5 protein-coding genes are annotated in these 15,311 nt (G+C 69.2%); 3 read left to right on the plus strand and 2 right to left on the minus strand.

What is annotated here, in order from left to right; genetic code table 11:
* Positions 1-39: 39 nt before the first annotated feature.
* A complete protein-coding gene (locus tag J7I97_RS21910; protein ID WP_251059051.1) occupies positions 40-6,465 on the plus strand; it encodes an RHS repeat-associated core domain-containing protein in 6,426 nt (2,141 codons plus the stop codon).
* Between the two features lie 95 nt (positions 6,466-6,560).
* Here the strand turns inward: J7I97_RS21910 and J7I97_RS21915 are convergent, their stop codons facing one another.
* Together J7I97_RS21915 and J7I97_RS39960 are read right to left on the minus strand one after the other, a co-directional pair.
* Positions 6,561-6,956, minus strand: a complete 396-nt coding sequence (locus J7I97_RS21915; protein ID WP_214937496.1) for a hypothetical protein — start codon at positions 6,954-6,956, stop codon at positions 6,561-6,563.
* 114 nt (positions 6,957-7,070) lie between these two features.
* Complete coding sequence (locus J7I97_RS39960; RefSeq protein ID WP_214937497.1) at positions 7,071-11,102, minus strand: FG-GAP-like repeat-containing protein; 4,032 nt, start codon at positions 11,100-11,102, stop codon at positions 7,071-7,073.
* Positions 11,103-12,372: 1,270 nt separating this feature from the next.
* On the opposite strand from J7I97_RS39960, the gene J7I97_RS21925 reads away from it, so the two are divergent.
* Together J7I97_RS21925 and J7I97_RS21930 are read left to right on the plus strand one after the other, a co-directional pair.
* Positions 12,373-14,082 (plus strand): hypothetical protein, encoded by a 1,710-nt coding sequence (locus J7I97_RS21925; protein ID WP_214937499.1) that lies wholly within the window; start codon positions 12,373-12,375, stop codon positions 14,080-14,082.
* An 82-nt stretch (positions 14,083-14,164) separates the two neighbouring features.
* On the plus strand, positions 14,165-15,172 hold the full coding sequence (locus J7I97_RS21930) for a LuxR family transcriptional regulator (RefSeq protein WP_214937501.1): 1,008 nt from the start codon (positions 14,165-14,167) through the stop codon (positions 15,170-15,172).
* Positions 15,173-15,311 lie beyond the last annotated feature (139 nt).

Below are 15,311 nucleotides of genomic sequence, written 5' to 3' on the forward strand. Positions count from 1 at the left end.
GGCTGAAAAATTTCGATCTCATTTTCGAAAAGGCGCACGTTGAGACGCAACATCGGGCGGGGGCTGACACTCGGCCTCGCCACTGCGGTGATCGTGGGAATGCTTCCGGCATCCGCGACAGCCGAGCCCGGCAAGGGGGCGGGGCTCTCCCTGCCGGGGCTGAAGCAGCCGAAGCCGGTACCGGTCAAGCCCATGGCCGCCGGCGGCACGAAGCGCAAGGACGACGCGGCCGCCCACCGTTGGAAGGGCGCCCCGAAGGTCACCTGGCCCGCGGCGGGCAGTACCGACATCGACCTGAACACCACCTCCGGGCCCGGATCACAGCCCGTGAAGGTGGCGAAGGCCCCGGTCGCCCCAGCCGGCGTGGCGAACCGCCTCCAGAACCTGTTCAGCAAGCCCGCGCCGAGCGCGAATGGCGCCAAGGTGAAGGTCACGGTCGCCGACCGGGCCGCCACCCGCAAGGCCGGGGTCGACGGCGTACTGCTGCGCGTCGACCGCGACAGTGCCTCCGCCGCGCCCGGCGGGCTCAAAGTCGCGATCGACTACTCGAAGTTCCGCGGCGCCTACGGCGGTGACTGGGCGGCGCGGCTGCGGTTCGTGGAGCTTCCCGCCTGCGCGCTGACCACACCGCAGAAGCCCGAGTGCCGTGGCCAGAAGCCGCTGCCCTCGGACAACAACACCGAGACCGGCAGCGTTTCGGCCGAGATAGCGGGAGCCCCGCAGCCCGGGCCCGTCCAGAAGACGCTGAGCATGACGGCGGCCTCGGGCGCCTCGGGCTCCGAAGCCATGGCGCTGGCCGTCACAGCCGACTCCGGCGGCTCCTCCGGCGACTACAAGGCGACCCCGCTGGACCCCTCCGGAGCCTGGAGCGCCGGCGGCTCGACCGGCTCGCTGAGCTGGAACTACCCGATCCCGGTGCCGGGAGTCCCCGGTGGTCTGGCGCCGAGCGTCGGCCTGGGCTACAACTCGCAGGCCGTCGACGGCCGTACCGCGGCATCCAACAACCAGCCGAGCTGGGTCGGTGACGGGTGGGCCTACGAGCCGGGCTTCGTCGAGCGCAGGTACAAGTCCTGCGAGGACGACAAGACCGGTGGCACGAACACCACCAAGGAATTCGACGAGTGCTGGTTCAACGACAACGCCGTGCTGCACCTCGGCGGCAAGTCGACCGAGCTGGTCTACGACGCGGCCATGGGATGGCACCCGGAGAACGACTCCGGGGAGAAGGTCGAAAAGCTCACCGGTGCCTCGAACGGCGACAACAACGGTGAGCACTGGAAGGTCACCACGCCGGACGGCACCCAGTACTTCTTCGGCCTGAACCGCCTTCCGGGCTGGAAGGACAACGGCACGGCGGCCGACGACCCGGTCACCAACTCCGCCTGGACCGTCCCGGTCTTCGGCAACCAGTCCGGCGAGCCCTGCTACAACGCATCCTTCGCCTCCGGCTGGTGCCAGCAGGCATGGCGCTGGCAGCTCGACTACGTGGTCGACACGCACGGCGACGCCATGGCGTACTACTGGAACACCGAGAAGAACAACTACGGCCGGGCCTTCAACGCCTCCACCGGCAAGGGCACCAGCACCCCGTACGTCCGGAGCGGCTGGCTGGACCACATCGACTACGGTCTGCGCTCCGACGCCGTCTACACCGGCAAGGCCATGGGGCAGGTGAAGTTCGACGTCTCCGAGCGCTGCCTGACCAACTGCGGCACCTTCGACGAGACCAACGCCGCGAACTGGCCGGACACCCCCTTCGACCAGTACTGCAAGGACGGGGACGAGTGCAAGGACCAGTTCGCCCCGACCTACTGGTCCCGCAAGCGCCTCACCTCGATCACCACGAAGGTACTGACCGGCGGCGTCCTGAAGGACGTGGACAACTGGGCACTGGCGCAGGACTTCCCGGCCTCGGGCGACGGCGTCTCCACCCCGATGTGGCTGAAGTCCATCCAGCACACCGGCAAGGTGGGCGGCTCCCTGACCCTGCCGCCGGTGACCTTCACCGGTGAGCAGCGCCCCAACCGCATCGACACGACCGGCGACGGCCGCGCGCCCTTCATCAGGCTGCGGATGTCGCAGATCACCACCGAGACGGGCGGCACGATCGGCGCGTACTACTCGCAGCCGGACTGCACCCCCACCACCCTGCCGCCGGCCGACGGGACCAACACCACCCGCTGCTTCCCCGTGAAGTGGGCCTTCGAGGGGCAGACCGCCCAGCAGGACTGGTTCAACAGCTACGTCGTCACCCAGGTCGTCGAGGGGGACAACCTCGCCTCGACCCCGGACAAGGTCACCTCGTACGATTACCTGGACGGCGCGGCCTGGACGAAGAGCACCGACGAGTTGACCAAGGCCGAGGACCGCACGTACTCCGTCCCGCGCGGCTACGGGCGGGTGCAGACCCGCACCGGCGCGGCCGCGGACCCCAAGTCCCTCTCCGAGACCCGCTACTTCCGGGGCATCGACGGGGCGCAGGTCAAGGACTACGCGGGCGTCGCGGTCACCGACCGGGACCAGTTCGCCGGTCTGCCGCGCGCCAGCGCCACCTTCAACGGTGACGACACGAGCAAGCTGTTGTCCGCGACCTCGGCCACGCCGTGGCGTTCGGCGGTGACCGCCACCCGTACCCGGGCCGGCCTGCCGGACCTGCAGGCGTACATGACGGGTGTGGAGAAGGAGGAGACGCTCACCACCGTCAGCGGCGGCCAGCGCAAGACCGCGCTGACCCGCACCTTCGACTCGTACGGCATGGTCACCCAGACCTCCACCCTGGGGGATGTGGACAAGACCGGCGACGAGTCCTGCTCCACCGCCTTCTTCGCCCGCAACACCGGGGCCTGGCTGCTGAACCGGGTCTACCGCACCGAGGTGGTCGCCGGGGCCTGCGGCTCCGCGATCAGCCGCCCGGCCGACGTCATCTCCGACAACCAGAGCTACTTCGACGGCTCGACCACCCTCGGCGCCGCCCCCACCAAGGGCGATGTCACCAAGGTGGAGCAGATCAACGGCACCGGCACCGGGTACGACGTCACCAGCACCACACCCGTCGCCGACTACGACATCTACGGCCGGCCGCTGAGCACGACCGACATCTACGGCAAGCGGACCACGACGGCCTACACGCCGGCCACGGGCGAGGTGCCCGTCACCACGGTGGTCACCAACCCGCTCAGCCACCAGGTCACCACGGTCTCCGACCCGCTGCGCAGCCAGCCGCTGACCGTCACCGACGCCAACAACCGCGTCACCACCACCGCGTACGACCCGTTCGGCCGGGTCACCAAGATCTGGACCCCGACCCGTCCGGCGTCCACCAACCCCGCCTCGCCGAGCTACACGTTCGCGTACACCATCCGCAACGACGGCCCGAACGTCGTCACGACCAGCGCCCTGGACCACAACTCGGTCTACCAGACGGCATACGCCTTCTACGACGGCCTGCTGCGCTCCCGGCAGAGCCAGACTCCGTCCCCCGACGGCACGGGTCGGCTGATCAGCGAGACCTCGTACGACACCCGCGGTCTGGCCTGGCGCACCTCGGGCACGTTCTACGCCACCGGCAAGCCGGAGGCGGTCCTGGTCACCGGCCAGGAGCTGAACTACCCGGCGTCCACCGACACCCTCTTCGACGGGGCGGGCCGCGTCACCGACGTGATCGCCAAGCGGTTCGGTGACGAGACCAAGCGGACCACCACCAGCTACACCGGTGACACCACGACGGTCGTCCCCGAGACGGGCGGTACCGCGTCGACCACGGTCACGGACGGCATGGGCCGCACGACCGAGATCAAGCAGTACACGGACGCGGCCCGCACGACGTCCCAGTCGACGACGTACGCGTACAACAAGCGCGGCATGCTCGACCAGGTCCGCGACCCCTCGGGCGCGGTGTGGAAGTTCGGCTATGACATCCGCGGCCGGCAGACCCATGTGGAGGACCCCGACAAGGGCGTATCGGACGTCACCTTCGACGCGGGCAACCGGGCGACCGACATCACCAACGCCCGCGGCATCACCCTGCACACCGACTACGACGAGCTCGGCCGCAAGACCGCGCTGAAGCAGGGCACGACCACCCTCGCGACCTGGGCCTACGACACCGCCACCGGCGGCAAGGGGAAGCTCGCCAAGGCCACCCGGTGGATCGACGGGAAGGCGTACGAAGAGGCCGTCACGGTCTACAACGCCAACTACAAGCCGGTCACCAACCAGGTCACCATCCCCGTGTCCCCGGAGAACGGCGGGCTGGCGGGCACCTACAAGTGGACCACCAGCTACAACGCCAACACCGGCCAGGTGATGTGGGTCCAGCACCCCGCCATGGGCGGACTGCCCGCCGAGAAGACCGTCAACACCTACACGGCCACCGGCAGTCTGCTCGACACCGTGAGCGCGGGCGTCGATCCACTGATCTCCGCCATGACGTACGACCACTACGGCCGGGCGACGCGGGCCGAGTACGGCGAGTTCGCCAAGCACCTGTGGAGCTCCTACGAGTACGACGAGCACACCGGCGCGCTGACCCGCTCCGTCACCGACCGCGAGCTGGCACCCCAGCACATCGACGACACCCGCTACAGCTACGACCCGAACGGCAACATCACCTCGGTGAAGACCGTCTCCGGGCAGGACGCCCAGGAGGTGACGGACACCCAGTGCTTCACCCTCGACGCACTGCGCCAGATCACCGAGGCGTGGACGGCCGCGCCGACCGCCCCGAACGGCTGTGCGGCGGGTCCGTCGGCGGCCACCGTGGGCGGCCCGGACGCGTACTGGACGACGTACACCTACGGTCCGACGGGCAACCGGAAGACCGAAGTCCAGCACAAGACGCCCTCCGGCCCCACCGGTGACATCACCCGCACCTACGGGAACCCGGCGGCCGGCAAGCACACCCTGACCTCGGTCTCCCAGACCGGCCCGGCGGGCACTACCGCCGAGTCGTACGCGTACAACGAGACGGGGAACGCCACCAGCCGCAAGGTCGGTCCCGCGGCCGAGCAGGTCCTGGAGTGGGACACCGAGGGTCACCTGGCCAAGACCACGCAGGGCGGCCTGGTCACCAGCTACCGGTACGACTCCGACGGCAACCGCGTCACGCGTACCGATTCCTCCGGCACTACGATGTACCTGCCGGGCAGCAACGAGCTGAAGCTCGCCAAGGACGGCACGGTCACCGGCACCCGCTATTACAGCGCCGGCGAGACCACCGTGGCGATGCGGACCGGCGGGAAGCTCACCTTCCTGCTGGCCGACCACCACGGCACGGGCACCACCCAGGTCGACGCGTCGACCCAGGCGATCGTCCGCCGCAAGACCGGCCTGTTCGGCGGCCCCCGCGGTGCGCAGCCCACCACCTGGGTGGGTGAGCGGGGCTTCGTCGGAGGCACCCGCGACGCGGACACCGGACTGACCCATCTGGGCGCCCGCGAGTACGACCCGGCGACCGGGCGTTTCATCAGCGTCGACCCGCTCATGGATCTGACCGATCCGTTGCAGCTGGACGGGTACGGCTACAGCCACAACAACCCGATCACACGCAGCGACCCGACCGGTCTGTACGACCCGGAAGAGCGGGCGTACTGCCAGGCGAACCCCACGTATTGCAAAAACGGCAAATACCAGTTCATCGATCCGGACAGGTCGCTGAGTGCTGACAAGGACGGCAAGGGAAACGTCACCAAGGTCTACGACAAGCAAGGCGTGCCGCATCACATCACCACCGTGTCGGACGGCACCACGGCCGACGACGCACTCAAAACGATCAACGATGACCTGAGGCGGGCCGGGCTGTACTACGACGAGAAGACCGGCACCGGCGTGCAGTACCTGCTCCAGGATGAGAAGAAGGCGAACAAGGACAACCCCGAAACGCTGGGCAAGTACGCGCCGGTCAAGGATGCCGACGGCAACGTGGTGAAGGCCGGGACCACCGCCGACTTCGTGAAGGTGACCTGGAAGAACGGCAAGATCGTGTCCGTCTCCACCGCCGACGCCACAGGTTCGACCCGGTCGACGACCGACGGAAAGGGCGATGCGCCGAGCACCGTCACCAACAAGCTCGCGAACCAGGCGGACGAGGTCATCTTCGTGGCCAAGGACATGGCACAGGCGGAGGACTGGGCCAACCACTTCGCGGGCAATCCCAACGTCCGCGTGATCTACCCGGCCGGGAACTTCGACAACCGGCGGCTGCCCGTGGCGCCGCCCAAGGTGGTCCCCAAGCCGTCCGCGCCCAAGGCAAAGGGCCCCAAGGTGCGGGGTGTCGGTCTGCTCGGCCCCTTCCTGGCCGGGATACAGGCGCCCGCCTACGTGCGTGACTACGGCTGGGTACGCGGGGGCTGGGAGATGTTCAAGGATTCATGCGATCCGCTGGGCCTGACGGACGACCAGCCGGACCCGTTCTTCCCCAACGAGTGGAACGAGGAGCACCGTAACGATCCCGGCAGATGGGCCTGAGACACCGGCCTGATGCATGACTGAGGCGGGGTGTCCGCCCTCCGGCAATGCCGGGGGTGCGGGCACCCCGCCTCGGTGTTTCGGGATGGGCTCGCTCAGCTGTAGTCGGTGCGGCGGAGGACCCCGGTGACACTGTCCGTGAACGGAGTTCGGTTCGTACGCGGCAACGGCACCTCGGTCAGCTTGCCGTCGTAGATCATCCACAGGCCGAAGCAGGAGTCGTCCTGGTCCCGGACGAGCACCTGGACCGATTGGGGATCCGGCCAGTCCAGTGATTCCAGGTGGCCGAGCAGACCGAGCCAGTTGCGGCGGCGGAACTGGACGATCCAGGTGTAACACTCGGCGGAGGTCGTACCGGATCCTTCGAACATGGCGTCGTAGACGGGGATGAAGGTCTGGTGCCACTCGCGGCTCTCGTCCGGCCGGGTCAGCGGCTCCATCACCTGCTCGGCGCCCCTCGCCAGCACGATGACCTCTGCGTTTCTGCTCATGGGGTCAGTATCCCAGTCGGCTCCGACGGATTGCCGCGGCCGCGACGGGATGCGCGAGGGGGTGGGTTCCCGTACGGGAACCCACCCCCCTTGTTCAAGGCCGACGGCCGGGCGTCAGAGGATGACGTCCAAGGAGCCCCAGCCGGTGCCGATCAGAGTGCGGCCGGTGGGCAGGAAGTCGTAGAGCTCCCCGTTGTTGGTTATGCCCACGGACTCCGCCGCGCCGTCACTGTTGAGGTCGGTGGCGAAGGGGTTCCAGTACCCGTTCCACCAGCCGTTGCCGTTGAAGTAGCGGGCGCCGAAGGTGATGGTGCCGTTGCTGCCGGTGGTGTTCGGATAGACATACAGATCGCCCCCATCGGTGCGCCCCATGATGTCGATCTTGTAGTCACCGTTGAGGTCGGCGAACCGGATGGTGGTCCAGGAAGCGGGCCACCAGCCGTTGCCGATGAAGACCCGGCTGCCGAGCGTGCTGGTGCCCGTGCCGCCGCTGTGCGGGTAGACCCACAGATCGCCCCCGCTGTCCCGGCCGATGACGTCCGTGCGGCCGTCACCGTTCATGTCGCCGAAGCCCAGGGTGTCGTAGGTGTTCCAGCCGGTGCCGATCAGGGACGGGCTGCCGAAGGAATTGGTGCCGGTCTTGCCGGTACCCGGGTACAGGTGGAGCTCGCCGTTGCGGTTGCGTCCGACGATGTCCGTGTATCCGTCGTTGTTGAGGTCGGCGGTGTACGCGTTCGTCCAGTAGTCCCGCCACCAGCCGTTGCCGACGAAGTACCGGCCGCCCAGCGTGCTGGTGCCCGTACCGCCGGTGCCCGGGTACACCCACATGTCGCCGTTGGCGTCACGGGTGAGTACGTCGGTGTAGCCGTCGCCGTTGTAGTCGGGGCGGCTCTGCGAGCCGCTGGTCCACTGGCTCCGGCCGACGGCGTCGTAGATCACCAGGACTCCCCGGCCGTGCAGGACGGCGTAGGAGTTGGGGTGGTTGCTGGTCTTGCTGCTCCACAGGGCGGTGGAGCCGTTGGCGGTGTAGACGACGAAGTTGCCGTCGGTCTGCATCCGGGCCACTGCCCCCGGGTTGCCATTGGTGTTGGTGGCCCAGACCGGCTTGTTGTCCTTGGTGTACAGGACGAGGTTGCCGTCCGTCTGCATGACGAGCTTGGAGCTGCCGGTGGTGTACTGCTGGCCCGAGGCCAGGGTGGTGCCCGGGGGAATGCGCGAACCGCTCACACCGTCGATCTGGAAGCCGCCGGAGAAGGAGTTGACGCTGCCGCTCCACGCCTGGCCGTACCAGCCGAACATGGTGTTGTCGGCCTGCCGCGCCCACAGGTCGGTCACGCCGTCGCCGGAGAGGTCCCCGGCCGAGCCGACCTCGGGGTAGGCGGCCTGGGTCACGCCGACGCCGACCTTGGTGCGGGGCTCGGCGCCCCAGGTGGCCAGGTCGACGATCTTGCCGTCCAGGCTCTTCTTGCCGTAGCTGCGCAGGATGTCGCCGTTGGCGTTGTCGCGCAGCCAGAGGTCGGGGATGGTGTCGCCGTTGAGGTCGCCCGGGGTGATGACGGTGTACTTGTCCCAGTCCTCGCCGCCGACGAGCACGGGGGCTCCGTGCATGTCGAGGAGGTGGTTGCGCTCGCCGTAGTACGCCCACAGCCGCTTGCCCTGCTTCACCAGCAGGTCGGGCCGGCCGTCCCCGTTGAGGTCACCCGGGTTGACGATCTGGGAGGCTCCCTGCCAGTGGTCGTCCCCCTCCTCGAAGCAGCCCAGCTCCTCGTTGTAGACGGGGCAGCTCACGTTGATCTGGGTGCGCTTGTTCTGCTGGAGGTGTCCGAAGCCGTTGTTCGGGTAGGACCAGAGCTTGTCGATCTTGTCGACCGGGTCGTTCTCCAGGGTGACCAGGTCGTTGTAGCCGTCCTGGCCCCAGTCGCCGGAGCTGCTGGTCTTGGCCGTGCCGAGGCTGATCCCGCCGTTGGTGATGGAGGAGAACTTGGCGTTGCCCTGACCCGCGTAGGTGAGCAGGGTGCCGAAGGAGTCGTTGCTCCAGATGTCCTTGTGACCGTCGCCGTTGAGGTCGCCGGGCAGATCCCGGGTCGCCGACCGGCCCGCGTAGAACAGGTACGTCGCGGTGTCGGAGCGGTTGCCGGCCGGGTCCTGGCTGAAGGCGTACACGAAGTGCGGGCCGACGCCGGGCGGGGTCAGGTTGACGTTGGCCGAGGTGCCGGCGGCGACGGTGACGCTCTTGATCTCCGGGTCCCAGTCGGTGTAGTAGCCGTACCACACCACTTCGTTGACGCCGTTGGGGGAGAGGGTGAACGAGCCGGGGGTGCGGGCCTTGCCGGTATTGGCCGGCCAGCCGGCGTCACCGTTCGGGAAGACGGTCGAGCTGATCTTCGGCGGCTTCGCCGGCCGGGTACGGTCGACGGTGAACTTGCAGGTCTGGCTCCAGTCCGAGTACTCGCTCTGGTCGTACGCGCGCACCTTCCAGGTGTAGCTGCCGGACGGGAGCTTCGAGTCGGGGACCACGAGGGTGGAGACACGGTCCCTGAGGCCGGGGATCCACTCGTCGGCGACCATGGTTCCGTCACGGAAGACTTGGAACTGGGCGGAGAGGTTGCCCGCGTTGGGGTCCGTGACGAGCGCGTAGAGGCTGACCGTGGTGTTGCCGATCAGGCCGCCGGTGGAGCAGTCGGTCTTGGGGTTGGTGCCCAGGCCGCTCGGGGTCTGCGGCGGGTTGTTGTAGACCGTTTCCAGGACCGCCGTCTTCGGGTCGAACTTCTTCCAGCCGAAGGTGTCGCTCTCGTCGGCCGCGTACATGCCGAGGGTGATGCTGGTGTCGCCGGCGGCGGCGACGCGCTGCATCTTCCAGGTCAGGTCGAACTCGAGGTTGCCCGCGGCGCAGTCGTTGGACCAGCCCTTGGAGTCATTGACGTTGTACAGCCAGTCGATCTTCGCCGGCTGGTTCTGCCAGGTGGTCTTGTTGCTGATGGCACCGGTGTGCCACAGCTGCACCTGCCGGTCCTGGCAGGACCAGGACCAGACGTTCTTGATCCGGAAGGTGGATCGGGCCACCTTGGCGCCGCGGACGTTGGACGTGTCCAGCTCGAAGAACGAGCGCGACAGGCCGTTGGTCTCGTTCTCGTAGCCGACCCGGGCCACCTCGTTGGCGTTGAGGTAGTTCTTGGTCGGGTACTTCTTCGACACCCGGGTCCAGTTGTTACGGCCACCCCAGGCCCAGGAAGGGTCGATGTAGACGGGGTAGGTGGTGTCCGCCGCCGTCAGCAGATTCTGGTCCGGGGTGATCTGGAGGCTGTTGCCGCTCACCGTGGTCGGCATCACGGCTTCCTTGGCACCGGCCGGCTGCTCGAACGAGCTGTCCGGCTCCGGGGCTTCGGCGACCGAGGTGGTCATGGACGCGGACGCCAGGCGCATCCCGTCCGCCGGGACCTGCGGGCTGCTGCCGGTCGTGGTGGAGTCCCACATCAGCGGGGACGGGCTGCTGAACACCGTCTGACCCGCCGGGTTCTTCGCGACGACCACGCCCGTTGAGGGGTCGGTGGAGACCGTGACCCCGACGGTGGACATCGTGTACTTCAGGGTGGCGAGTTGCGGGTTGGCGGCAGCCTGCGGGGTCTTGACCACCACGAGCTGGGAGAAGCCCTCGACCTCGGACTTGAGCTGGAGGTCGACGCCCGGCAGTACCTCGGCGTACGTCGCCACGTTGCCGTTCAGCGTCGGCTTCGGCAGGGCGGTCGGCCAGGACAGCGACAGCGTGCGGCCGTCCTTCACACCGGTCAGGATCGGTCCCGTGCCACCGCCGGAGAAGGAGACGACGACGGAGGTGGCCTTGGGCTTCACCGACCCGTCGGCGGCGAACTCCAGTGTCGGGTCCGCGGCCAGCCACGCCCCGTCGCGCAGCACCCGTACCGGCGCACCGTACCTCTTGACGGAGAACGTGCCGTCCGGGTTCACCCAGGTGTCGGAGAGCTCGGTCCGGGCGGAGGTCAGCTCCACCGCGTGCCCCGTCGCCTTCGCCTCCGCCAGGGCCTTGTCCTCCGGGCTGACGCTGCCGTCGTCGCCGTCGGCGGTGACTGCCGCCGGCTGTACCAGCGCTGCGGCGGACCCCGCCGGCAGCACCGTTCCGACCGATCCCACACCGACCACGACGGCAACGGCTATTGCCCGGTGCAGGGTCCGTCTCCAGCGACCCCTGATGTGCGTTCTCGACAAAGTGTTTCGTCTCCTCTGGGCGATACCTGTTTCAGGCACTCCAGCTCAGCCGGATGCCTCGAGGTGACGGAAGGAGACACCGGAGTACCGGCCGAGCGGCGCGGTGCGCTTGAGGGCGGCCGAAGGCGTCATGCCAGTGCTGCGACTCGAGTGCTAGCGCGCAGGATAATCGATCACTGAGACCGGTCGACGCCCTCCCGGTCGTGCGATCGGGGCTTGCCCGGCAGGTCGCTGGCAGGAATTCCCAAAAGCATGAGAATGGCCGTCACTGTTCCCTCGGCTCACAGCACCCGCTCGGCCTAACATGACCGCACAGCAGTAGCTGAGTGTTGTTCAACTTGCTGACAAATTAGGTGACTTGCCCGACTACCGGAGAGGCTGTCGCGTGTACCTGAGAGTGCCCTTCGACAAGTGAGACGTTCGTCGTGGAACTGTCCGAAGGACAGGGTTCCGGAGTTATCAGGGCGAGCCGCGGTGAGGGGCTGGTCGAGTCCTCGGCCGACACCTTCGAGTCGGGCCTGGCCCGGTGCGACACGTCGCCGAGGCGGGGCTTGTCGTGGCCAAGGCTTCCGGCGATGCACATATCACCTTGGAACTGGAGTGGAGTCGCCACGAGGGCGACGAGTGAGCTGGTCGCCGGACAGGCTGAGCGGCTTGGCCTGGGAGCGGGGGACGGCACGCGTACTCGACGGCGGACGTCCGGTCGGGGTCGCGTTCCGGTCCGCTGCGCGTCATAAGCGGATGGGCCTGCCGTCCGCGAGCTGGTCGCAGGCATGGCCGCCCGGGACCGTCGTCGTACGCTGCCGAACTGCACCACTTCAGCCGCCGGCTGGGAGTACCCACGTGACCGAGCAGCAGCGCAGGCCCTTCCTGTACGTCATCGCGTGCGCCGCCGGGATCGCCGGGGATGTCGGCCGCCGGTACGCGGGCCCACGAAGTTCGCGCCGAATCGGCTGAAAGCCGCCAGTGGTCGACGTGGGCCGGAACGGAGCGGGTGTCCTTGCGGCGGGGACCGCCCGGACACCCCCTTCCACCGCTCCGGACGCCGCCCCGTCGGCGCGCCCGACCAGCTTGGCCTGCTTGTGACTTGCCGGGATTGCCGATCCGCGTCGGTGACACGGATCGGCCACCGCGCGGGGGCCGGATCCGGTAGAACGCGCTGCCACACCGAGTTCGCCGACTGGAGAGGACCCCCATGCATCTGAGTCGTAGGCGCCACCGGCGCCCCGGCCGTACCGCGGTACGCGCCGCCGTGTGCGGGCTGCTGCTGGCGCTCGCCGGCGTGCCCGGCGGGAGCCCGGCCCTGGCCGCGCCCGGCGGTGACACCGCCGTATGCCGACCGCCCGCGCAGACGGACCCGGACCGCACCGACGAGGGCGGCCGCTGCCTCGCCGTCACGCTGCGCCTGTCCGAGGCGCCCGTCCTGGGCGGGACGGCCCGGCTCGACATCGAGGTATCCGCCGTCGCCCGCGACAGGGACGTACGCCTCGACGTACAGCTCCCCGCAGGCCTGGAATGGGTGAGCGCGCCCCCCGGGCTCAGCACCTCCACGGCCGCCTCGCTCGTCCCCGTCCAGGGCGGCCGCCTACACCGGGCCGAGGGCACCGGCCGTGCCGGGCAGCAGCGCCCGTGGCGGCTCAGCGGCACCGTACGCGCGGTCGCCGAGGGCCCGGCCGGCGTCCGGGCCATCGCCACCTCGGCCGCCGACCCGGAGGACACCGACGCCGACAGCGTCTTCGTCACGGTCGGGGCACGGCAGTCGCAGTTCGGCATCCCGGTCGGGAGTGTCAGCCCCGCGGCCCCGGCGGCCTCCGGCGCGAGCCGTACCCGGCCGGGCCTCGCCCACCGCCCCGCCGAGCCGGTCTCCGCCCCGGCGGGCACGATCACCGCCGCGAACACCGCCTGCGCCACCGGGACCTGGAACTACGTAGACCACACCGGCGTGACCCGGGTCTCCGCCAACGCCCGCGTGGCCGTCTACGACGACGACGCGCGCGGCGCGGACGACCTCCTGACCACCGGTGTGACGGGCGCCGATGGCGGCTTCACGCTCTGCTTCGACAACACGGACGAGGAGGGCGGCGGCCAGGACGTCTACGTCCAGTTCGCCACCGAGAACCAGAACTGGGTGATACGCAACGGCAAGTCCCGTCAGCCGTATCGTTTCGCCACCCCGGTCCGCGCCGACGTCCCTGCCGGCTCCACCGCCGACGTCGGCGCCTTCCAGCCGGCCGACGCAGCGCTGATGCGCGGGGTGGAGGCCTTCGACGCGGTCAACACCGGCTGGAACTGGAAGCCGGGCAACTGCTGGGACGCCCGGGACACCACCTGCCGCCGTGGCCTGGTCAACTGGGCCCCGGATTCCACCGACGGCACGTACTACTCGCTCCAGGGCAACGCCGTGCACCTCGCCGCCGAGGACCCCGACGCTCCCATCCTCGTCCTGCACGAGTTCGGCCACGCGATGATGGACGATGTCTACGAGGACGCCTTCCCCGCCTCCCCCAACTGCAGCCCGCACTACATCACCAAGACGAGCTCGGCGGGCTGCGCCTGGACCGAGGGCTTCGCCACCTGGTTCGGTGTCGCGGCGCTCGGCGACCCCACCTTCCGCTGGCCCGGCGGCCGCGCTCAGGACCTGGAGGGACCGACCTGGGGCACCACGGGCTGGGACAACGGTGACACGGTCGAGGGCCGGGTCCTCGGCTCGGTGATCGACCTGTACGACACCACGAACGAGCCCGGCGACACCTGCACGGAAGACCCGGCCGGGCCGCTGTGGAACACCTTCCTCGGCCATGTGTCCGGCAGCTTCAGCCAGTTCTGGAGCCACCGCGCCGCCGATGGCTACGACGTGGGCGCGGGTCCCCGGTCCTGCCTGCACCACAACACGATCGACTACTGACCCGTCGCCGTGCGACGCACCACCCCGGCCTTCTTGGGCCTAGGTGGTGCGTCCGCCGCACCGCGTTGGTACCTTGCCGCCCATGGCGACGGGGGAGGTCGGCGAGGCACTGCGGCGGCTGGGCATCAGTGCGGCCGCGATCCGGCTCTACCTGGCCCTGCTGGAGCGGGCGCCCGTACGACTTCCCGAGCTGGGCGCGGTCACCGCCCTGACGGGGGCCGAACTGGCCGCCGCCTACGCCGAGCTGGTCGAGGCGGGGCTCGGCAGCGTGGCTGCCGACGGCCGCGAGACAGTCGCCCCCCTGCCGCCCGCCGCAGGACTGCAACTCCTCGGCCGCCGCCGGGCTGCCGAGCTCGACGCCTCCTGCATCACCGTCGCCGGGGCCTTCGACGCCTTCCGCCGCCGGCGGTCGGGCGCGTTCAAGAACGACCTGGTCGAGGTAGCCACCGGGGAGGAGATCGGCCCCCGGCTGCGCCAGGCCTGGGCCAGCGCCTGCGGCCAGATCCGCCAGCTGGACTCCCCGCCGTACTTCCCGATCCCCACCGCCACCGACGAGGCTCTGGCCACCCTCGCCCGGGGCGTGACCCAGCGCGTGGTGTACTCGCGGGAGTCGCTGGAATTCCCCGGCAACCTCATCCGCTCCATCGAGCCGTGCATCGCCGCAGGCGAGCAGGCGAGGGTGGTGAGCTCGGTGTTCGTGAAGCTGATCATCATCGACGACGCCTGCGCGCTGGTCTCCCTGTCCATCCAGGAGGTCGACGTGCACCACACCCTGCTCATCGTGCAGCCGTGCGGGCTGTTCTCGGCGCTGGCGGCGCTGTTCGAGCAGACCTGGCACAGCGCACTGCCTCTGCACGCCTCCCGCACACCCTCCCTGCGCGGCCCCGCCGGCCCGCCGCAGCGCCCGCTGCCCGCCGACCGCCGCCTGCTCGCGCTGCTCGCGGGCGGTGTGCCGGACCAGGACATCGCCCGCGAACTCGGCATCAGCCGCCGGACCCTGTTCCGCCGCGTGGAGCTCCTGATGGCCCGCCTGGGCGCCACCACCCGCTTCCAGCTCGCCCTCCAGGCCCAGCGCCGCGGCTGGCTGTGAGGCTGGCCCTACCGCGGCAGGTCGATCCGGTACCTGATGAAGCCGGTGTTGAGATCTTCTTGATTCCACCTGCGGATGGCTCTGGCCTGCGGCGGAGAGTCTTTCAGCGGGATCTTGCGAGGAACCCCGGGCCTTCAGG

Source organism: Streptomyces sp. ISL-87 (assembly GCF_018614095.1).
Lineage (GTDB): Bacteria > Actinomycetota > Actinomycetes > Streptomycetales > Streptomycetaceae > Streptomyces.

Coding starts and splice junctions, on each gene's coding strand:
- J7I97_RS21930 (WP_214937501.1), top strand. CDS start 14,165: ATGGCGACGGGGGAGGTCGGCGAGGCACTGCGGCGGCTGGGCATCAGT.
- J7I97_RS21915 (WP_214937496.1), bottom strand. CDS start 6,956: ATGAGCAGAAACGCAGAGGTCATCGTGCTGGCGAGGGGCGCCGAGCAG.
- J7I97_RS21925 (WP_214937499.1), top strand. CDS start 12,373: ATGCATCTGAGTCGTAGGCGCCACCGGCGCCCCGGCCGTACCGCGGTA.